The sequence below is a fragment of the Herbaspirillum sp. CF444 genome (assembly GCF_000282135.1).
In the GTDB taxonomy this organism is placed as follows: domain Bacteria; phylum Pseudomonadota; class Gammaproteobacteria; order Burkholderiales; family Burkholderiaceae_D; genus Herbaspirillum.
In genome coordinates this window covers 82,065-100,159 of the sequence record NZ_AKJW01000065.1, presented here as the reverse complement: position 1 = coordinate 100,159, position 18,095 = coordinate 82,065, and the positions used below count along the sequence as shown (strand labels likewise).

The 18,095-nt window shown below is 57.1% G+C and carries 22 protein-coding genes; 12 read left to right on the top strand and 10 right to left on the bottom strand.

Annotated features, from left to right (window positions below; translation table 11 throughout):
- Both PMI16_RS15130 and PMI16_RS15125 read left to right on the top strand, forming a co-directional pair.
- The coding region (locus PMI16_RS15130; RefSeq protein WP_007880982.1) for an SRPBCC domain-containing protein at nt 1-203 on the top strand (203 nt) is incomplete at its 5' end.
- A gap of 49 nt (nt 204-252) precedes the next feature.
- Nucleotides 253-657 (top strand): SRPBCC family protein, encoded by a 405-nt coding sequence (locus PMI16_RS15125; RefSeq protein WP_007880981.1) that lies wholly within the window; start codon nt 253-255, stop codon nt 655-657.
- 166 nt (nt 658-823) lie between these two features.
- Here PMI16_RS15125 and PMI16_RS15120 read toward each other — a convergent pair whose 3' ends face one another.
- Nucleotides 824-1,300: a TIGR02594 family protein gene (locus tag PMI16_RS15120; protein ID WP_007880979.1), complete on the bottom strand. Its 477-nt coding sequence runs from the start codon at nt 1,298-1,300 to the stop codon at nt 824-826.
- A 65-nt stretch (nt 1,301-1,365) separates the two neighbouring features.
- Between PMI16_RS15120 and PMI16_RS15115 the strand changes: the two genes are divergently transcribed.
- From PMI16_RS15115 to arsH, 7 genes are all read left to right on the top strand, one after another.
- The gene (locus tag PMI16_RS15115; protein WP_237719871.1) at nt 1,366-3,108 is read left to right on the top strand and encodes a HAMP domain-containing methyl-accepting chemotaxis protein; all 1,743 of its coding nucleotides are present in this window, start codon (nt 1,366-1,368) and stop codon (nt 3,106-3,108) included.
- Nucleotides 3,109-3,177: 69 nt separating this feature from the next.
- Nucleotides 3,178-3,315, top strand: a complete 138-nt coding sequence (locus PMI16_RS25955; RefSeq protein ID WP_157212654.1) for a hypothetical protein — start codon at nt 3,178-3,180, stop codon at nt 3,313-3,315.
- An 80-nt stretch (nt 3,316-3,395) separates the two neighbouring features.
- Nucleotides 3,396-3,764 carry a hypothetical protein gene (locus PMI16_RS15110; protein WP_157212653.1) on the top strand — a complete coding sequence of 123 codons (369 nt, stop codon included), beginning with the start codon at nt 3,396-3,398 and terminating at the stop codon, nt 3,762-3,764.
- 159 nt (nt 3,765-3,923) lie between these two features.
- Complete coding sequence (locus PMI16_RS15105; RefSeq protein WP_007880972.1) at nt 3,924-4,220, top strand: ArsR/SmtB family transcription factor; 297 nt, start codon at nt 3,924-3,926, stop codon at nt 4,218-4,220.
- Between the two features lie 25 nt (nt 4,221-4,245).
- Nucleotides 4,246-5,316 (top strand): ACR3 family arsenite efflux transporter, encoded by a 1,071-nt coding sequence (gene arsB, locus PMI16_RS15100; protein ID WP_007880971.1) that lies wholly within the window; start codon nt 4,246-4,248, stop codon nt 5,314-5,316.
- 96 nt (nt 5,317-5,412) lie between these two features.
- On the top strand, nt 5,413-5,844 hold the full coding sequence (arsC, locus tag PMI16_RS15095) for an arsenate reductase (glutaredoxin) (RefSeq protein WP_007880970.1): 432 nt from the start codon (nt 5,413-5,415) through the stop codon (nt 5,842-5,844).
- The gene (gene arsH / locus PMI16_RS15090) at nt 5,825-6,547 is read left to right on the top strand and encodes an arsenical resistance protein ArsH (RefSeq protein ID WP_007880969.1); all 723 of its coding nucleotides are present in this window, start codon (nt 5,825-5,827) and stop codon (nt 6,545-6,547) included. The genes arsC and arsH overlap by 20 nt, the downstream gene beginning before the upstream one ends.
- A 41-nt stretch (nt 6,548-6,588) precedes the next feature.
- Here arsH and PMI16_RS15085 read toward each other — a convergent pair whose 3' ends face one another.
- Nucleotides 6,589-7,530, bottom strand: coding sequence for a LysR family transcriptional regulator (locus PMI16_RS15085; RefSeq protein ID WP_007880964.1), 942 nt, complete (start codon nt 7,528-7,530; stop codon nt 6,589-6,591).
- Between the two features lie 100 nt (nt 7,531-7,630).
- On the opposite strand from PMI16_RS15085, the gene PMI16_RS15080 reads away from it, so the two are divergent.
- Nucleotides 7,631-8,647, top strand: coding sequence for an aldo/keto reductase (locus tag PMI16_RS15080; RefSeq protein ID WP_007880963.1), 1,017 nt, complete (start codon nt 7,631-7,633; stop codon nt 8,645-8,647).
- Between the two features lie 68 nt (nt 8,648-8,715).
- Here PMI16_RS15080 and PMI16_RS25345 read toward each other — a convergent pair whose 3' ends face one another.
- Both PMI16_RS25345 and PMI16_RS15070 read right to left on the bottom strand, forming a co-directional pair.
- Entirely contained in the window at nt 8,716-9,486 is a 771-nt protein-coding gene (locus PMI16_RS25345) for a type 1 glutamine amidotransferase (RefSeq protein ID WP_007880960.1), read from the bottom strand.
- Nucleotides 9,487-9,730: 244 nt separating this feature from the next.
- A complete protein-coding gene (locus PMI16_RS15070) occupies nt 9,731-10,417 on the bottom strand; it encodes a glutathione S-transferase (protein WP_007880959.1) in 687 nt (228 codons plus the stop codon).
- A 115-nt stretch (nt 10,418-10,532) separates the two neighbouring features.
- Here PMI16_RS15070 and PMI16_RS15065 point away from each other — a divergent pair, with 115 nt between their 5' ends.
- Complete coding sequence (locus tag PMI16_RS15065; protein ID WP_007880958.1) at nt 10,533-11,102, top strand: TetR/AcrR family transcriptional regulator; 570 nt, start codon at nt 10,533-10,535, stop codon at nt 11,100-11,102.
- A 412-nt stretch (nt 11,103-11,514) separates the two neighbouring features.
- On the opposite strand, the gene PMI16_RS15060 is transcribed toward PMI16_RS15065, so the two are convergent.
- From PMI16_RS15060 to PMI16_RS15035, 6 genes are all read right to left on the bottom strand, one after another.
- Entirely contained in the window at nt 11,515-12,648 is a 1,134-nt protein-coding gene (locus PMI16_RS15060) for a serine hydrolase domain-containing protein (protein ID WP_051994658.1), read from the bottom strand.
- A gap of 133 nt (nt 12,649-12,781) precedes the next feature.
- Nucleotides 12,782-13,192 carry a GNAT family N-acetyltransferase gene (locus PMI16_RS15055; RefSeq protein ID WP_007880956.1) on the bottom strand — a complete coding sequence of 137 codons (411 nt, stop codon included), beginning with the start codon at nt 13,190-13,192 and terminating at the stop codon, nt 12,782-12,784.
- 746 nt (nt 13,193-13,938) lie between these two features.
- On the bottom strand, nt 13,939-14,250 hold the full coding sequence (locus PMI16_RS15050; protein WP_034380749.1) for a DUF2628 domain-containing protein: 312 nt from the start codon (nt 14,248-14,250) through the stop codon (nt 13,939-13,941).
- Nucleotides 14,251-14,355: 105 nt separating this feature from the next.
- Nucleotides 14,356-15,258, bottom strand: coding sequence for an NAD-dependent epimerase/dehydratase family protein (locus PMI16_RS15045; protein ID WP_007880952.1), 903 nt, complete (start codon nt 15,256-15,258; stop codon nt 14,356-14,358).
- 10 nt (nt 15,259-15,268) lie between these two features.
- Nucleotides 15,269-16,246, bottom strand: a complete 978-nt coding sequence (gene pip, locus PMI16_RS15040; protein ID WP_007880951.1) for a prolyl aminopeptidase — start codon at nt 16,244-16,246, stop codon at nt 15,269-15,271.
- Nucleotides 16,247-16,297: 51 nt separating this feature from the next.
- Nucleotides 16,298-17,263 (bottom strand): threo-3-hydroxy-L-aspartate ammonia-lyase, encoded by a 966-nt coding sequence (locus PMI16_RS15035; protein ID WP_007880950.1) that lies wholly within the window; start codon nt 17,261-17,263, stop codon nt 16,298-16,300.
- A gap of 238 nt (nt 17,264-17,501) precedes the next feature.
- Here PMI16_RS15035 and PMI16_RS15030 point away from each other — a divergent pair, with 238 nt between their 5' ends.
- Nucleotides 17,502-17,969, top strand: coding sequence for a PAS domain-containing protein (locus PMI16_RS15030; protein ID WP_007880948.1), 468 nt, complete (start codon nt 17,502-17,504; stop codon nt 17,967-17,969).
- Nucleotides 17,970-18,095 lie beyond the last annotated feature (126 nt).

Below are 18,095 nucleotides of genomic sequence, written 5' to 3'. Positions count from 1 at the left end.
CCGGCGGCTGGCGCCCCGCCACGCCATGGCTGGGCTTCACGGCCATCATCACGATGACCGACGAAGGCGCGGGAAGCCGTTATATCGCCACCGTCATGCACCCGGACGAGGCCACGCGTGAACGACATGAACAGATGGGCTTCTTCGACGGCTGGGACACCGTCATCACCCAACTCGACGACTTCGCATCCGCATTGCGCTGACTGCCCCCTGCCCCTTCTTCCCCTCATCAAAGACGAAAGGAAAGCCTTCATGAAAATCACTGTGGAAACCACCATCTCCGCCCCTGCAGGAAAAGTCTGGCACGCCTATACGACGCCGGCAGACATCAAACAATGGAATGCCGCGTCCGATGACTGGCACACGACCGCCGCCGCGGTGGATTTGCGCGTCGGCGGCGCCTTCTCCTCGCGGATGGAGGCCAAGGACGGCAGCATGGGATTCGATTTCGCGGGGACCTATACAAAAGTCGTGGAGAACCAGCTGATCGAATACGCTTTCGGCGATCGCACCGCGCAGGTTGAATTCACCGATACGTCGGACGGCGTCAAGATCAGCGTGAGCTTCGAAGCCGAGACGCAATATCCGGTCGAGCAACAACGACAAGGATGGCAAAGCATCCTGAATAACTTCAAGAAGTACGTTGAAGCAAAATAAGCCTCCGCCCGCAACCCAAAACAGCCCTCGCTCAGAGGGCTGTTTTCGTTTCAACCGAACGGATAGTCACAAGGGGCACGACGCGTATTGCCGATCTTGTCAGCGGAGAAAAAACGCACAGGCCGGAAGCTTGCCGTCCGGCCTGTTTCCGGCCGATTGCAGGCACCTACACTTCAGGCCAACGATAGCCAAGCAAGGACGCCAAGGGGTAGCCGTTTTCACAAACCTTCCCTAATTGGTTGCCGCCCAGAAGATAGATATATTCTTCATCTGCCCGCAAGAAGAATCCGACATGTCCTTTCCAACCGGAAGGATCGTCGCGGGACAGAATGGCGATGCATCCCAATTCAGGAGTGTCCAACGTTTTTCCCCATTCCAGCCATGATCGGGCAAGCGCCGATCCGGTACCCGCGATGCCGGCCTGAACCAGGCTCCAATTGACAAACGACGAGCACCAGGATGCTTTGTCGTCGTATCCGCGAATGTTGGTATCGTGATGGTATTCCGTAATTCTCGGATTACTTTCGCCATCCGGATACTGCGCAACACCCACTTCAGAACGCGCTATCGTCAGCCATTCCGGCGCCCCTGCATCGACTTGGCACGCTTGAGACTCTTCCATGCTTCCATTCTGTATTTTCATCGCCCGCTCCTGGCCGGCTGCAGTGAAACTTCTTTAATACGCCGGTCATAGTCCCGGCGTAACCTTTGATCATCAAAGAGCGCTGTCATTGCTCCCTTGAAATATTCTTTCCGACGCCAATGCCTGATGCCGGAGAGATCAAATGCTCCCAACAAAACCCATTAAAGATACCAGCATCTTTAAAAATGAGAGAAAAAATGCTTCACAAAATGACGGTAGGCGCGCGTCTGGGCATTCTGATTGCACTCATGTCCGTGGCGCTCGTATTTGTCGGGGTCCAGAGCATGTTTGGAATGCGCTATAGCAACGAACGGCTCAAATCGGTATATGAAGATCGCACGATTTGTCTGGTCCAGTTATCGCGTGTCATGGACTTCAGCTATCGCATCCGCAATAGCCTGAACGACGCCGTGAATGCCAACTCCCCTCCCGATGCGGCCAGGCGCCTCCAGGAAATGGAGGTCTTTGAAAAGAAATTCGAAGAACAATGGCGAGCATATCGGGAGAGCTATCTGACCACCGAGGAGCGTCGCCTGGGCGACAGCTTCGCCAAATCGTGGCAGACCTATTCGGAGAGCAGGTCTCATATTGCAGCACTGATCAAGGCCGGCGATTTGTGGGATGCGGGAAAAGAGATGGTCGTCGCCGATGAACAGCTAAGGCTGCCGCACGATATACTCAGCCAGCTGAACGACATCCAGGCAAAGATCGCCAGAGAAGAATACGAAAAGGCCGTCGAAACGAGTGCGCGCATCTTGAACACCAACCTTGTTTCCGTCGTGGCAAGCATACTGTTCGGCGTATTGTGTTCTGCGTTGATCGCCCGCGGACTGATATCGCAATTGGGCGGAGAACCGACTTACGCAGCAGAGATCGTGCGTCAGGTCGCGGAAGGCAACCTGGCCGTCGACATCCGCCAGAGAAAGGCCGGCGAAGTCAGCCTGCTGGCCGACGTGAAAAAAATGACGGAAAAATTGTCTCACGTGATCGATGAGATCATTTCCCATGCAGAGGCTTTGGCCAGTTCCTCCGGTCAGGTCAGCGCAGCGGCGCAATCGCTGTCCCAGGCCGCCAGCGAACAAGCCGTCGGCATAGAGGAGACGAGCTCCTCTCTCGATCAGATCAGCCTCACCATCGCTTCCAATGCAAAAAACGCCAAAGTGACCGACACCGTTGCGCTCGTTGCCGCCGAAAGCGCCGCGGAAGGCAATCGCAAGGTGTGTTCGACGCTGACGGCGATGAACTCGATTGCAAAACGCATCGCCATCATCGACGACATTGCCTATCAAACCAATTTGCTGGCATTGAACGCGGCCATCGAAGCCGCCCGGGCCGGAGAGCATGGCAGAGGATTTTCCGTCGTTGCCTCGGAAATACGCAAGCTTGCGGAACACAGCCAGGTCGCCGCGCACGAGGTCACCGAACTGGTCGACAACAGCGTCAAACTGGCGGAAGACGCCAGCCAGTTGATCGAACAGGCCGTCCCGGCCATTCAGCGCACGGCGACGCTGGTGCAGCAGATATCGCGTTCCTCGGAAGAACAGTCGAGCGGCGTCGAGCAAATCAACTCCGTCATCAGCCAGTTGAGCGAGGCCACGCAGCACAACGCGGCGAACTCGGAACAACTCGCGGCGACCGCCGAAGAATTGAGTTTTCAGGCGGAAAAACTGACCAGGGGAATGTCTTTTTTCAAGACGAATCGTTCTGTTTCCACGCAGAACGGCGAGAACCTGCCGACCACGTTCAGTCGATTTTCATCCATCAAAAGAACCGTCGCCAACCTGATTCCTGTTTCCGGTCGCGGGTGAGCATGGGATGGCGGGATTTTTGCTGCCGGCTCATCGACAAAATGCACATCACAATCAAGCACCATTGCCATGGAGAAAAAGCATGACCGGCGCTTTCGCGCTATCCTCAAGATTCCTTGCAATGAAAAATTCTTTTATGCTTCTCTTTTATGCTTCTTCCTGATGCCGGCAGATGCCCTGGCGATCCACACAAAAAAAGCCCGCTGACCGGAAGGCCGGCGGGCTGAATCCATGTCTTCGATAGACCTGGAGGAGACACCGGCACGCTATCTGGTTTTTGTGACTTCATGATTACGCCTTGCCTTGCTGATCCTGCGCCTGCGCGCGGAATGGCGAGATCACCAGAGAAAGTTGTTATGGATAATTACGAATACTTCGGCATTCCGGAAACCAATCTGCAAGCTGCACACCAATTCCGAAAAAAACAGAAAAAACATGAATTCAACGTCGATGTGCCGAGCCGCAAGGATGTGGCGACGCTGTCGCCCCTGCAGATCAGGCAAGTGATGGTGGCCTGGATGTGCAACAGCGTGACGGAGATCATTCCAAGCCGCGCTCAGATCGCTGAAGCCAGACTGATCATGCTGGCCCGGGAAGACGCCGCGAGCTTGTCCGGATTGATCGAGATGTGCGATCACTATATTCGCGGCGAATGACCTCTCGCGCCATCGCCTGGCAATGCTGTTGTTCACCGTGAGTCGAAATCCCTGATGGCTGCCCCTGAGTAAGGCGGAACGCTGATTGTTGCCTTGCCTCTCGCATTAATCCAATATTTCAATTATTATTGAAATATTGGATTAATCAGGCGCATGACCATGGATACCAAAGAAACCATCTCGGCCCTTGCCGCCCTGGCGCAAGAATCGCGACTCGCCGTATTTCGCCTGCTGGTGCAGGCGGGTCCCGAAGGCATGGCCGCCAGCAAGATCGCCGAACGGATCTCGGCGACACCTTCCGCGCTGTCCTTTCACATGAAGGAGTTGTCGCATGCCGGGCTGGTGACGTCGCGGCAGGACGGCCGATTCGTGATCTACTCCGCCAACTTCGACACGATGAACGGCCTCATCGCTTTTCTTACTGAAAACTGCTGCAGCGGCAAAGCCTGCTGCTGACGAATGGCTTAAGAGGAGCGAATCCATGTCAATTCCCGTCGAGAGCGGCGCCGTTCGCGAAATGCCCGCGTCGCTCGGCACGTTCGAGCGCTATTTAACGCTGTGGGTGGGGCTTTGCATCGTCACCGGCGTATTGCTGGGACAAGCGTTCCCGGCCGTCGTGGAGACGATCAGCGGTCTTGAAGTCGCCAGGGTCAACTTGCCGGTTGGCCTGCTGATCTGGGTGATGATTATTCCCATGTTGCTGAAGGTCGACTTCGCCGCCTGGAAACGGATAAGAGGACACGTACGCGGCATTGGCGTCACGCTCTTTATCAACTGGGCCGTGAAGCCGTTTTCGATGGCTTTTCTCGGCTGGTTGTTCGTCCGGCATTGGTTCGCGCCCTATTTGCCGGCGGCGCAACTCGACTCCTATGTCGCCGGACTCATCCTGCTTGCCGCGGCGCCATGTACCGCAATGGTGTTCGTGTGGAGTCGCCTGACCGGCGGCGACCCTTATTTCACCCTGTCGCAGGTGGCCATGAACGATCTGATCATGGTGTTTGCCTTCGCACCGCTGGTCGCTTTATTGCTGGGCGTATCGAGCATCGCGGTTCCCTGGGCGACGCTGATCACTTCGGTCCTGCTCTACATCGTCGTGCCGGTCATCATTGCCCAGGTCTGGCGCACTGCCGTGTTGCGGCGCGGGCAACGCGTCTTCGACGAATTGATGGCGCGCATTCAGCCGTGGTCGATGGCGGCCTTGCTGTTGATGCTGGTGCTGCTGTTTGCATTTCAAGGAGGCGCGATCCTCAGGCAACCACTGATTATCGGCTTGCTGGCGGTGCCCATTCTGATTCAGGTGTTGTTCAATTCGGCCCTGGCTTATTGGCTCAATCGCGCCGTCGGAGAAAAGCACTCCGTAGCCTGTCCTTCGGCCTTGATCGGTGCATCCAATTTTTTCGAACTGGCCGTCGCTGCCGCCATCAGCCTGTTCGGCTTCGAATCGGGCGCCGCGCTGGCAACGGTCGTCGGCGTGCTGATCGAAGTGCCGTTGATGTTGCTCATCGTCGGCGTCGTCAATCGCACGCGCGGCTGGTATGAGGCGGGCCAATGACGGGAAGTGCTTCGCCGCATCCATTTGCATTTACCGCATTCATTTACATTTAATTTCGCAACGGCAGAGGCCGCTTTGCAACCATGAGGAGCTATCATGCCTATTCAGATTTATCACAACCCTGCATGCGGCACGTCCCGCAACACGCTGGCGATGATCCGCAACTCCGGCGACGAGCCGGAAATCATCGAATACCTCCGGCATCCTCCCTCACTGGAGACCTTGATCAAACTCATCCGCGACGCCGGCCTGACGGTGCGTGATGCGCTCCGTCAGAAAGGAACGCCTTACGCAGAACTTGGCCTCGACAATCCGCAGCTGAGCGACGACCTGTTGCTGGACGCCATGCTTGCGCATCCGGTTCTGATCAATCGTCCGTTCGTCGTGACGCCAAAAGGAACCCGCTTGTGCCGGCCGTCGGAACTGGTGCTGGATATCCTGCCGAATCCGCAAAGAGGTCCTTTCAGCAAAGAAGACGGAGAAGTCGTGATTGACGCGGAGGGCCGACGTGTCGCCGACGCTTCCTGACTTGCCCAATATCGCCCCGGGCTTGTTTCATCGGCCTGCTGCGACCGACTTTGCGAATGCCGACCGGGTCACGCATGCACCGCGTTTTTTGCTGTTGTACGGATCATTGCGCGAACGCTCTTACAGCCGCCTGTTGACGGAAGAAGCCGAACGACTCTTGCAGGCAATGGGCGCGGAAACGAGAATCTTCGATCCTCGCGGCCTGCCGCTACCCGATGCCGAACCGGACACGCATCCCAAAGTAGCCGAATTGCGCGAACTCGCCCAATGGTCGGAAGGCATGGTCTGGTGTTCCCCCGAACGCCACGGCGCCATGACGGGCATCATGAAGGCGCAGATCGACTGGATTCCGCTGGCCGCCGGCGCCTTGCGCCCGACCCAGGGAAAGACGCTGGCGGTGATGGAGGTATCCGGCGGGTCGCAATCGTTCAATGCCGTCAATCAGATGCGCATCCTGGGACGGTGGATGCGCATGCTCACCATTCCCAATCAGTCTTCCGTTGCAAAGGCCTTTCAGGAATTCGACGAGGCCGGACGCATGAAGCCGTCTCCGTACTATGACCGCGTCGTGGATGTGATGGAAGAGTTGTACAAGTTCACCCTCCTGACGCGCGACGCCACGGCATTTTTGACGGACCGCTATAGCGAACGGCGCGAAAGCAGAGCACTGCTGCAGCAGCGAGTACGTCAGGATGCGATCTGATGATCGGTTGATGTCGCATCTCGGGCATCCGTTCCAAGGCGTTAAACAAGAGCGGCAGATTTTGTTTTGGCGGCCCTGGCAATCGGGACGATCATCCGGGAGCGCTGAAGCAGCTCACGGAAATGCGTCACCAGCGGGCGCAAGGCCACCTTATGCCATGCCACCCACAGCGAAGCGCGATAGTTAAGCCAAGGAATGTCGTGTAGCACCACGCCCTCTGGCCCTTGCTGATGCAGGCTTTTCTGCACCATCGTCACGCCCAACCCTGCCGCCACCAAGCCCAGCGCGGCCAAGGGCTCGCTGACCTCCAGCGTGATGCTCGGCGCGAACCCCGCCTGCGCGCACGCAGCGATGAAATTGTCGTGCGTGCGGACGCTTTCCTTGTGGATGACGCCGATCCACTTCTGCGCCGCCAAGTCCTGCGGCGTGAATTTCCTTGCCTTGGCCAGAGGATGGCTGACCGGCAACGCCAGCAACATCGGGTCGCTCAAGACCTGATAGGACACCAGCTCCGGATCATCGGGGGAAACCGGTTCGCAGATAAGTCCGACGTCGAGGCTGCGTTGGCGCAGGCCTTCGAGCTGGGCCGTGTTCGAGTAGTTGTAGAGCGCGATGTGGATCGACGGCCGTTCGGCCAGCAGTTCACGCAGCGCGCCGTTCAGCACGCCCGAGTGCATGGCGTTTTCCAGGTAGCCGATGCACAAACCGCCGTCGTCGCCGCTGCCGAGCCGGCGCGCCATCGATTCCAGGCGTTTGGCGTGCGTCAGAAACGCCTGCGTCTCCGCCAGGAATGTCCGCCCATCCGCCGTCAGTCTGATGCGCTGCTGGCTGCGCTCGAACAGCGTCAGCCCGAGCCTGTCTTCGAGCTGGGCGATCTGGCGACTGAGCGGAGACTGCGAAATATGCAGGCGCTCAGCCGCGCGCCCGACGTGCTCCTCCTCCGCCACCGTGACGAAATAATGTAATTGCCGAATATCCAACATTTCAGACCTCCAAGGACTCAACCAGGTCATATTATGTCTTGGACAGACTCAATTAGCCACTCTAAACTCGCCTCACCTTAACCAATTTCAGGAGTTGATCATGAGCATCAAGGACAAACTTGCAGGCAGTGTTCTCGGATTCGGCACGGCACCGCTGGGCAACATGTTTCGCGACATCCCCGAGGCGGAAGCAGCCGCAACGGTGCGCGCCGCATGGGAACACGGCATCCGCTATTTCGACACCGCGCCCTTCTACGGCGCCGGCCTGGCGGAAATCCGCCTGGGCCAGGCCCTGGCCGAACACAAGCGCGACGACTACGTCATCAGCACCAAAGTCGGCCGCATCGTGCTCGATGAAATCGTGACGGGCCCCCAGGAGTTCGGCGAAAAGGGAACGGTGTTTGAGCACGGTCGCAAGAACAAGGTCATCAACGACTACTCGGCGGACGCCACCCTGCGCTCCATCGACGACAGCCTCAAACGCATGGGCACCGACCGCCTGGATATCGTCTGGGTGCATGACATCGCCCAGGACTTCTATGGCGACGAGTGGCTGGCGCGTTTCGAAGAGGCGCGCACGGGCGCATTCCGCGTCCTCACCCGCCTGCGCGACGAAGGCGTCATCAAGGCCTGGGGCCTGGGCGTGAACCGCGTCGAACCGGTGGAACTGACGATGGACTTGCAAGAAGCCAGGCCGGACGGCTTCCTCCTGGCCGGCCGTTATACCCTGCTCGACCACGAGCGCGCCTTGCAGCGCGTGATGCCGACCGCCGCAAAACTGGGCATGGAAATCGTCGTCGGCGGCCCCTATAGCTCAGGCATCCTCGCCGGCGGCGCCAACTTTGAATACCAACCGGCATCGGCGGAGATCATCGCCAAGGTTGCCCGCATCAAGGCGGCGGCCGGGCGTCACGGCGTGAGCATCAAAGCGGCGGCGCTGCAGTTCTCCCTCGCCAACCCCGCCGTTGCCGCAGTCATCCCCGGCGCCAGCAAACCGGAGCGCATCGCGGAAGACCGGCAGGCCTTGTCCGCATCCATTCCCGCGGACTTCTGGCATGAGCTGCGTGAGCAAGGGCTGGTGGCGCCGAATGCGCCGTTGCCGGGGGATGGTCGCTAAGGGCTGAAATATGGGTATCTGCGTCAGGCCGAGAGCGGATACCCGTTTTGTTCACGCTGAGCATTTCATCAGCGCAAACCAGCGCTCCGGATGATTGTTGTTCGGGCATATGAAGAAGCGGAGCCCAGTGCAACAAAGGCTGGTCTGTCCAACTGACAGGTCCAGGCTCGATAAGTTTGATCCGCTATCACGTGCAATGCCTCAATGCGATCATGCAATTCTTTCAGAATTTGCGTCTCGCCTTGCACGGCAGGTCCATGCGCGCGAAGGAGTTCGGCTCGCCCGGCTGCACACCAATTCCTGATGCTTTCTTCGGTCACTTCCAGATGACCTTGAAATGCCCAATGGCGACCACGGCTGAAACCCTTGTTCAGGCAATGACTGCCGTACATGGTGCGGACGGCGCCAACGGGAATTTCAAAAGTATCGTAATGCCAGTTGAAGATCGTCGCTTGCCTGGGCAGCCCCATAAGCTGTTGCGCGTGCGGGGTGATCCATATTTGGCTCCAGCCGATATTCGGACAGATATTGCGGCTGACCTTCGCGCCCATGGCGCGCGCAAGCATCTGCGCGCCAAAACAATGCCCGAGAACCGGAACGTCACGCCTTATGGCATCTTGCAGCAATGTCCGCTCGTCCTCGATCCACGGCAAAGTCTCATTAACGCAGTGATCGCTTCCCAACACGACAATGCCGCCAAACTTGCTTGCATCGACGGGCGCTTTTCCATCCGACGCAGGAGAAATGAGTCGGTACGGAATGCCGTTTTCATCTAAATGATCGCGCAGTACACCCGGCCCTTGCGTTGATTCGTGTTGAAGAATAGCGATTGGTCTCATAGAGTCGCGGCTTGCATCAACAAGCCTGTAGTGATGGAGACCTCAATTTAGAATCTTCAGCATAAAAACCGGATTCTATTTAATGTGATTTGCGTAAAAAATACGTAAATAATCTCCCTGTCTGATCGAAAGAGACCGGCATCTCAATCGCGAAAGAGATGCAGGAATGACGGTCCGCTTCTGGCCGATGGCGAACATGCTTTGGGCATGCCGCTTCGGCCAGGTTGCTTGTTCGCGCCGGTGCTCAGAATCCCAGGCGACGGAGATCCTCCGCTTCGAAATGCTGACCGCTACGGTTTTTGACCGCGGGAAGTTCGGAAACCTTGGCCCGCCAAGCCTTCAATGCAACCAGCTCCTCGGCGATAGGGATGCCCGCTGCGTCCGCGAATGCCAATCCGGCGAAAACCGTGATGTCGGCCATCGAGAAAATATCGCCGGCAACAAACGCTCGATCACGCAATACCTCGTCAAAATAGCGCATGCCTTTTATCGCTTTATCGCCTTCGCGCTCTCCCCATTCCTTTCGATGCTCCCATTCCGGGCTCTTGTGTTTCTGCAATTCCGAACCTAAGCCAGGCGTAGCGTGATGGAAATAGATCCCCACGGCGTCCAGCAATTCGCTTTCGGCACGGCGCTGCATCATGTGAATCAGCCCTTTCTCCTTGGGCGTCTTGCCGGTCAGAACGGGATTTCCATCGAGGTTATCGAGATATTCGGTGATGGCGGTGCTCTCCGCGATTAGGGTGCCATCGTCCAACTCCAGCAATGGCAATACTCCTGAGGGATTCTTGGCAAGAAAGGCGTCCCCTTTGTGCTGGGCGCCAATCAGATCCACGGATTCAAAGGCGATGTCGGAATCCAGCCCTTTTTGCGCAAGGACAATGCGAATCCTGGTCGGATTGGGAAAACCTGGGCGATCATAAATCTTCAATTTAAAACTCCTGTTCATTTATTGGACATCGATTTGCAAACTGACCTATCGATAGATAGACAATAGTCGGGTATAATCTCATTGTCAACAACTATCTATCGATAGAGAGATTTTCATGAGCGCTGCCGATACCAGGGAAAACATAATGAGTGCCGCCCGCAAGACGGTGCAGGCGCGAGGCTACAACGCTTTGAGCTTCAGGGATTTGGCCGCAGAAGTGGGCATAAAGAGCGCGAGCGTGCATTACCATTTCCCGACGAAAGGAGATCTGGGGGCCGCCCTTGCACGACGCTACTCGGAGGATGGAAGCGAGTGCCTCGCCGCGATCAAGGCAAGCAGCAGGAGTGCGCGAGCAGCGATGCAGCAGTACACCGCTATCTTCCGATCGGCGTTGTTGGACGATAACCGGATGTGCCTGTGCGGAATCATGTCAGCCGAGCACGATGATCTACCGGGAGAAGTACGCGCGGAGATTCATCGCTTTAATCAAGTGAATGTTGATTGGTTGAGCGAATTGCTTGCAGGCGGCAGCAATGACGCCAGGGAACTCAAACAAACGAAAAACCGTGCGCTTGCCATTTTTGCCGCGATCGAAGGTGCTCAGCTGATTGCACGCGGTCAGGGAGATATTGCTGTCTACGACCAGATCATCGAGGGCTATCGCCAAGCGGGACTGTTTCCTTGATGCTTTCAAAATGAGAAGAATCCGCTTCAGTAAAATTTGCTCCTTCCTGACCGGCAAGGGTGATAGCGAACATCGCGAAACTGTCTCTCAAGGCGCCTGGATCCTGTTGAGGCCAGGAGAATTGCCCGATATGCGGGCGGTGATGAGATGCATGCATCTGTGAACACGTCTCCTGAATCCTGTGGGATTGAGAAACGTCAGCATGTGGCCGATGGCGGGCATCCCTGGAAACTGACAGAGCCACCTCTCCATCCGTATTCGCGGCGGAAAATCCATCTGCAATTCCACAGCTTCTACACTTCCCAAACGTGGCTCTCAAACATCGGCACGTTGGCCTTGATTTCAAGAACGGATACTTGCGCTACTTGAGACTCGATTCATGCCAGCCCAAGTAAAACGGCTATTCTGCCATCTAGTTCTGCTGAGTTGGCGTAACCGATAAATCGATGCGACCTGGCTCCGAACCGATATCGGGGACACCCGCTGCATGCTCAACCAGCCACATCAGCTCTTCCATTTGCGATTGCCCCATGTGCTTGGATGTCAATCGCGCGTCAACCAAATTGACCACCACGAGGTCAAGCGACGGAACCACCACCGCATATTGACCTAGATGCCCGTCGGCCCAGAAGGTCGGCCGCAGCAATGCCATCTTTTTTGTTCTCTGGCCGTGTGCAGGCATGCTTGTCCACCACATGTAACCATACCCTCCGGTTGATGTGTCGGAATAAGGACGAGTCGATTCATCCACCCAGTTCGCCGGCACGATTTGCTGGTCTCGCCAGCGCCCACGGTGCAGGTAAAGCAATGCAAAGCGGGCCAGATCACGGGCGCTCATATTAAATGGATATGCCGGGTAACGCGTGGTAAAGCCTCCGCCAACATATCGACCATCGGATGGCAGGTAGTCTTGCATATTGAGCGGATCGGCAAGCAGGACCTTGATCGCATCAAAGATACGCTCGCCAGTCGCCTTCTCATAGATTGCCCCGATGGTGTTGAAGTCCCAGTTGTTGTAGTACCAAAAGGTACCTGGATCATGGCTGTATCGCTGTGGCCTGGAAGCTTTCATTCCAGCTGTTTCGTAAACGGTGGGATGATAGATCCCAGATCGTGCCTGCAAGAGCATGCGCACCGTTGCTTGTTTTTCCGTTGAAGTCAGCGATGGCGTCTCATCATCGATGCCGAGTTCTTGCAACGTTGCATCCAGGCTGAGTTGCCCTCGCGAAACGGCGATACCAACCAAAGCGCTCATGAAGCTTTTGCGCGCCGAATGGAGATTGGACTTGCGCGCTATATCGCCCCATTCGGCCATCACCAAGCCATGCACGATGACCAGTCCTGCTGTCGAACCTTCATTCTTGGCGTAAGCGAGTGCACGATCTATTCCTGGCTGAGAAAAGCCCTGTGACTCAGGACTGGCACGGCTCCAATCTTTTCCCGGAAAAGATTGCTCCTCATGGTTGCGCTCGGCAGGAAGTGCCACTGACGGAGACGGAATGGGAGACAACATCAATGTTGCGCCCACCAGGGCAAGCACTATCATGCACGACTTTTTCATTTATTCAGGGCTTCCAGTCAGTACTGAACGACGATCCTTTGTTAAGCAACGAGTCAAAATTAACCTGCGTGGCCATGCCCGCTCCTGGCCGGTTGCGGGCTTCCTTGCCGACAAGATATTAAACAATGCGTAGAAACATGCCAGCTTTTTGGGGTGGTAGCGAGACTTCAAAACCATATTTCTTGTAGAAGTCTGGCGTGCCGTGATCTGCCATCAGGCTAACGTAAGCGGTTGGCAACGCATTTTCATGGATAAACTGCATGAGGCGCTCCATGATCAGCTGGCCCAGCCCCTTCTTTTGATGCTCCGGCAGGACTGCTATGTCGACGATCTCAAAGAAACAGCCACTATCGCCAATGATTCTTCCAATACCCACCGGGGTTTCGTCTGCATAGACGACAACACTGAACAGCCCATTTTTCAATCCAATCGTGGCCGCTTCGGTGGATTTTCTACTAAGACCTGCGCCCAGCCTGATGTCGATATAGTCCAGTATCCGTGGTACTTCTTCTTTGATCTGATAATGCATGGGTGATGGTAGCGTCTGGAGATTGGATTTTTGTATTTTATATGACCGTTCCGGCCAGTTGCGGACTATCGCGAAAATCGCTTGCACGCGGCTGATGACGCGGCCTCCGTCGCAGTCACCGTTCCCGCTGAGTATGAAAGTCGCAAAGGGGTGACTGTGGAATAACTCCCCACCTTGGCATGGTCGACAAAACAAACATATAAATGCTCATTGTCCCGAATTTCTTTTCCCGGCTCAGTAATCTGCAAACTATAGAACCAATCATCGCTGTCAAATTCGACTATGTCGCTTGTTAGACGGCTTGGCGTCAGTGCAAGGTCAGAAAATGTCACAGAAGAACGAGTGCCGTCCATTCGAGGGCGTAGTGAGTTGGGAAATGATCTCAGATTCAAGTTCTTTGCGACGAAGGCCGGAATATCCGTTTTAGGGAACGAGGCGCCTTGTGCATGGTTTGTGAAACTGAGGATTAGGCAGGCTAGGAAGCCGGTGGAATATCTCATTGCGGTTAGCACATTGATTTCATTTGATTTTGTATCGCTCACTTCTGGCCGGTTGCAGAAAATCGAGAGGTGTTACTTTGGGCGCGATCTTTGCATTTCTGATATTCAGCAGTGAGCTTGACTGTCTCTGCGGCGAAGTCGGGAAACTGGCTCATGACCAGCACAGCGAAAGATAAGAGTGCCGTTTTTTTAATTTCATATCGAAGGATTAAGACTCTTGGCAATCAAACAGATTTTTCTTTGGCGTCAATTGACAACCACGTATCCACGCTTCAAGAGTGCCTTCATCAGCCATCTGTTTCCATATATCCCGCAAACAAGCATATAGGTCAACGAGATGCCGATATCTAAAAATAGAGAGAACAGGCTTTCGGTGGAAAGTGCATAGTAGGTCGCGAAATTGACCATTTTGAGCACCAGTATCAGCGCAAGAAAATGCCACCAGAGCCGCTTGACAAACGCCCACAAGGGACCAAGCAGAAAGGCCGGCCAACTGAAGCCGACCTTGACGTGCGCTACTTTTCGGGATGGATGCATCAGGACGATTATTTTTTTCATTTTTATCATTTTTCACATGCGGGCAACTACGGATATTACCGTCAATCTCGTTCTGGTTTGATCCGCGTTATCCGCATAATGCCGCAACCACACTGCAACAAGCTCTTAAACCACCATCTCCCGCTCAATCCACCCAATCGCCGAAGCATGCCCCGGCTGCCAGCCCAGTTCCTTCCTGGCCCGGACTGCGCGGATGCGGCTATTGGAGCCCAGCGAATAACGCGCGCGGCCTAGTCCCCAGACTGCGATCGCCTGTTCTTCGGTCAACCCTTCTATCTTTGATATGCCCAGGCGCTTGCCGATCGCTACGGCGATATCAGCGAGCGATGATTCGCCGTTCTCGGCAAAATAGAAGGAACCGCCTGGCGCCTTTTCCAATGCCAGCTGATACAGCGCGCAGACGTCGTCGATGTGCACCGTCGCCCAGCGATTGAGGCCGGGGCCGACGATCCGGACGATGCCGCAAGCGCGCGCGTGGTCGACCAGCACGGGGATTTGCACGCTGTCCGGATGCAGGCCTTTGCCGGTGCCGTAAATCAGGGTGTTGCAGATGATGACGGTGCGGATGCCCATGGCGCCGGCGGCGTCGATGATGCGGCGGTCGAGTTCGTAGCGGGCTTGCTTGCCTTCGGCGACGATCATGGGCGTGTCTTCGTCGAAGATCTTGTCGCTCAATACTTCGCCGGCGACGGCGTCGCCGACGGTACTTGAACCGCTGGTATGCAGCAAGGGCTTGCCGCTTCCGGCCAGGCCTTCCAGCAACGCCTCGATCGCGGGACGATGATCGCTGCTGGCGCAGTTGATGACGGCGTCGGCGTTGCGCGCCTCGCGCATCAGCAGCTCCTTGTCGTCGAGATCGCCGAGGACGGGCGCTATGCCGAGTGCGCGCAGCCGCTCGGCTTTTGCGGCGTCTCGCACCAGGCCGCGGATGCGATGGCCCGATTTCATCAGATGCAGGGCAACCGAGCCGCCGATGTAACCGCCGGCGCCGGTGACGAAGATGTTCATGCAGCTTCCTTTATCGGTCGGCAAAGGCGTCGGTCGCACCGATCAGTTTATCGAGGATGCCCGGCTCGTTGTAGGCATGGCCGGCCGCCTCGACCAGATGGAATTGCGCGGCCGGCCAGGCTTTGTGCAGCTCCCAGGCCGATTTCGCCGGGGTGGCGAGGTCGTATCGACCTTGCACGATGACGCCGGGGATATCTTTCAGGCGTCCGACGTTGGCCAGCAACTGCCCTTCTTCCATGAAACCCTTGTGCACGAAATAGTGGTTCTCGATGCGCGCAAAGGCCAGGGCGAAGTGCGCATCGCTGAATTTGTCGATCATGCCGTAGTCCGGCAGCAAGGTGATGGTGCCGGCTTCCCAGCGGCTCCAGGCGCGCGCCGCTTCGAGCCTGGCGGCGTCATCCGTTCCGGTCAGGCGCTTGTGGTAGGCGGTGACGAGATCGCCGCGTTCGGCTGCGGGAATCGGCGCCAGGAATTCTTCCCAGCGGTCCGGACTCAGCCACGACGCGCCCTCCTGGTAGTACCAGTCGAGCTCGCGCTGGCGCAGCAGGAAGATGCCGCGCAAGATGATTTCGGTGACGCGTTCGGGATGGGTTTCGGCATAGGCGATGGCCAGCGTGCTGCCCCATGATCCGCCGAAGACCTGCCATTTGTCGATGCCGAGCATGACGCGCAGGCGCTCGATGTCGGCCACCAGATCCCAGGTGGTGTTGGCGTCCAGGTTGGCGTGCGGCAGCGAACGGCCGCAGCCGCGCTGGTCGAACAGGACGATGCGGTATTTTTCCGGATTGAACAGCTGCCGGTGCGACGGACCGCAACCGCCGCCGGGACCGCCGTGCAAAAACACCACCGGCTTGCCTTCGGGATTGCCGCAAACTTCCCAATACACCTGATGACCGTCGCCGACGTCGAGCATGCCGCTGTCATGGGGATTGATAGGCGGATAGAGCGTGCGCAAGGTCTGGGTAGCGGTTGTGGTCGAACTTGTCATTGATGCGTTTCCTTATGTTTCATTGGTACGTTGCGTTCTTGCGGGGTGATTTCATGCGTTGGCAAAATAGCCGGCCAGTTTCGCCAGGTCGACGTTGCCGCCGCTGACGACGACGCCGACGCGCTTGCCCTTGAGCTGGTCCTTCATCTTGCGCACGGCGGCGTAGCTCAGGCAGCCGGTCGGCTCGACGATCATCTTCATGCGTTCGGCATAGAAGCGCATGCAGGCGATCAGCTCCTCGTCGCTGACGGTGAGGATGTCTTCGACGTCGCGCCTGATGATCTCGAAGGTGTACTGCCCGAGATGCTGGGTCTGGGCGCCGTCGGCGATGGTGCGCGGCGTGTCGATATGGATGATCTTGCCGGCGCGCAGCGATTGCCGGGCGTCGTCGCCGGCTTCCGGCTCCACGCCGTAAGTCTTGCAGTCCGGCGCCAGCGCCTTGGCCGACAGCAGCGAGCCGGACAACAGGCCGCCGCCGCCGAGGCAGACGAACAAGGCGTCGAGCGGACCGGTTTCTTCCAGCAATTCCTTGACGGCGGTGCCCTGCCCGCTGATCACGTCCGGGTGATCGTAAGGCGGGATCATGGTGAGACCGTGCTTTTCCGCCAGGCCGGCGCAGATCTCTTCGCGGTTTTCGGTATAGCGGTCAAAGCGCACTACTTTGCCGCCATAGCTCTTGGTGGCGGCGACCTTGGCTTCCGGCGCGTCCTCCGGCATGACGATGGTGGCGGGCATGCCGAGCACCCTGGCGGCCAGCGCGATGGCCTGGGCATGGTTGCCCGATGAAAAAGTGACGACGCCGTCGGCGCGTTGCCGGGGCGTGAAGCGCGCGAGCGCGTTCATGGCGCCACGAAACTTGAAGGCGCCCATGCGCTGGTAGTTTTCGCATTTGAAGAAGATTTCCGCGCCGATCTCGTCGTCGGCGGTGCGCGAAGTCAGCACCGGCGTCTTGTTGGCGTGCCCGTCGATGCGTTGGGCCGCGGCGACGACGTCGCCGTATTCGGGAAGCGTGAGCATGAATTCTCCGTTGTTGTTCCGTTGCTGTTTCGTTGCGATCCGAGGATATGTTGCATTCCAGATAGTAAATTATTTTGCCGACTCGGGTATCGGAGCCGATCCCGGTTCCTTCCCGTTCCATCGATTTCTTCAGGAAATCCCCGATACAAACGCATCGCATCGCCGCGTATTATTTTCACATGGCACCGACCGGCGCCGCGACTGCTCGCAACCGACTGCATGCAAAGGATGACAATCCATGAAATCCAACTTATGTGAGCCCGTATCCGCTGCCCGCACCTTTGGCGGCATGCAGCACCGGCGACCACCGAAGCAGCGCCTCAAACCGCTGCAACTGTTCACTCCGACCGTCCCGGACGAGCGTTACGAAGCGATCGTCAACTCTTCCGGCGACGCCATCATCAGCAATACGCTGACCGGCATCATCACCAGCTGGAACCCGGGCGCCGAAGCCATTTTCGGCTATACCGAAAGAGAAATGATCGGCCAGCCGATGCTGCGCCTGTTCCCGATCGAGCGCTTGGACGAGGAGTATTACATTGTCGAAAATATCCTCGCCGGCGAGCGCGTCGCCCATTTTGAAACCGTGCGCATCCACAAGAACGGCAAGCCCGTCAATCTTTCCGTCAGCATCTCGCCGGTGCGCGACAAGGACGGCAATATCGTAGGCACCGCCAAGATCGCCCGCGACATCACCGCCAGGTAGCACCGGAAAGCGCCGTCCGGACAAAGCCGCAGGCGTGATGTCCCTGTCCGGGCAATAAAAAAGCCGCTCCGAGGAGCGGCTTTCAGTTCGTCCCCGCCAACGCAGGAACGATGCAAGAACTGTTTT

Bases quoted from the DNA above. Each gene is read 5' to 3' on its own strand.
- arsC (WP_007880970.1), top strand. From the start codon at position 5,413: ATGCCTATTCAGATTTATCACAACCCTGCATGCGGCACGTCCCGCAAC.
- PMI16_RS25955 (WP_157212654.1), top strand. From the start codon at position 3,178: ATGGAGAAAAAGCATGACCGGCGCTTTCGCGCTATCCTCAAGATTCCT.
- PMI16_RS15125 (WP_007880981.1), top strand. From the start codon at position 253: ATGAAAATCACTGTGGAAACCACCATCTCCGCCCCTGCAGGAAAAGTC.
- PMI16_RS25345 (WP_007880960.1), bottom strand. From the start codon at position 9,486: ATGAGACCAATCGCTATTCTTCAACACGAATCAACGCAAGGGCCGGGT.
- PMI16_RS15035 (WP_007880950.1), bottom strand. From the start codon at position 17,263: ATGCTCACGCTTCCCGAATACGGCGACGTCGTCGCCGCGGCCCAACGC.
- PMI16_RS15060 (WP_051994658.1), bottom strand. From the start codon at position 12,648: ATGATAGTGCTTGCCCTGGTGGGCGCAACATTGATGTTGTCTCCCATT.
- PMI16_RS15055 (WP_007880956.1), bottom strand. From the start codon at position 13,192: ATGCATTATCAGATCAAAGAAGAAGTACCACGGATACTGGACTATATC.
- pip (WP_007880951.1), bottom strand. From the start codon at position 16,246: ATGACAAGTTCGACCACAACCGCTACCCAGACCTTGCGCACGCTCTAT.
- PMI16_RS15080 (WP_007880963.1), top strand. From the start codon at position 7,631: ATGAGCATCAAGGACAAACTTGCAGGCAGTGTTCTCGGATTCGGCACG.
- PMI16_RS15065 (WP_007880958.1), top strand. From the start codon at position 10,533: ATGAGCGCTGCCGATACCAGGGAAAACATAATGAGTGCCGCCCGCAAG.
- PMI16_RS15110 (WP_157212653.1), top strand. From the start codon at position 3,396: ATGATTACGCCTTGCCTTGCTGATCCTGCGCCTGCGCGCGGAATGGCG.
- PMI16_RS15050 (WP_034380749.1), bottom strand. From the start codon at position 14,250: ATGAAAAAAATAATCGTCCTGATGCATCCATCCCGAAAAGTAGCGCAC.
- PMI16_RS15045 (WP_007880952.1), bottom strand. From the start codon at position 15,258: ATGAACATCTTCGTCACCGGCGCCGGCGGTTACATCGGCGGCTCGGTT.
- PMI16_RS15105 (WP_007880972.1), top strand. From the start codon at position 3,924: ATGGATACCAAAGAAACCATCTCGGCCCTTGCCGCCCTGGCGCAAGAA.
- arsB (WP_007880971.1), top strand. From the start codon at position 4,246: ATGTCAATTCCCGTCGAGAGCGGCGCCGTTCGCGAAATGCCCGCGTCG.
- PMI16_RS15120 (WP_007880979.1), bottom strand. From the start codon at position 1,300: ATGAAAATACAGAATGGAAGCATGGAAGAGTCTCAAGCGTGCCAAGTC.
- PMI16_RS15085 (WP_007880964.1), bottom strand. From the start codon at position 7,530: ATGTTGGATATTCGGCAATTACATTATTTCGTCACGGTGGCGGAGGAG.
- PMI16_RS15030 (WP_007880948.1), top strand. From the start codon at position 17,502: ATGAAATCCAACTTATGTGAGCCCGTATCCGCTGCCCGCACCTTTGGC.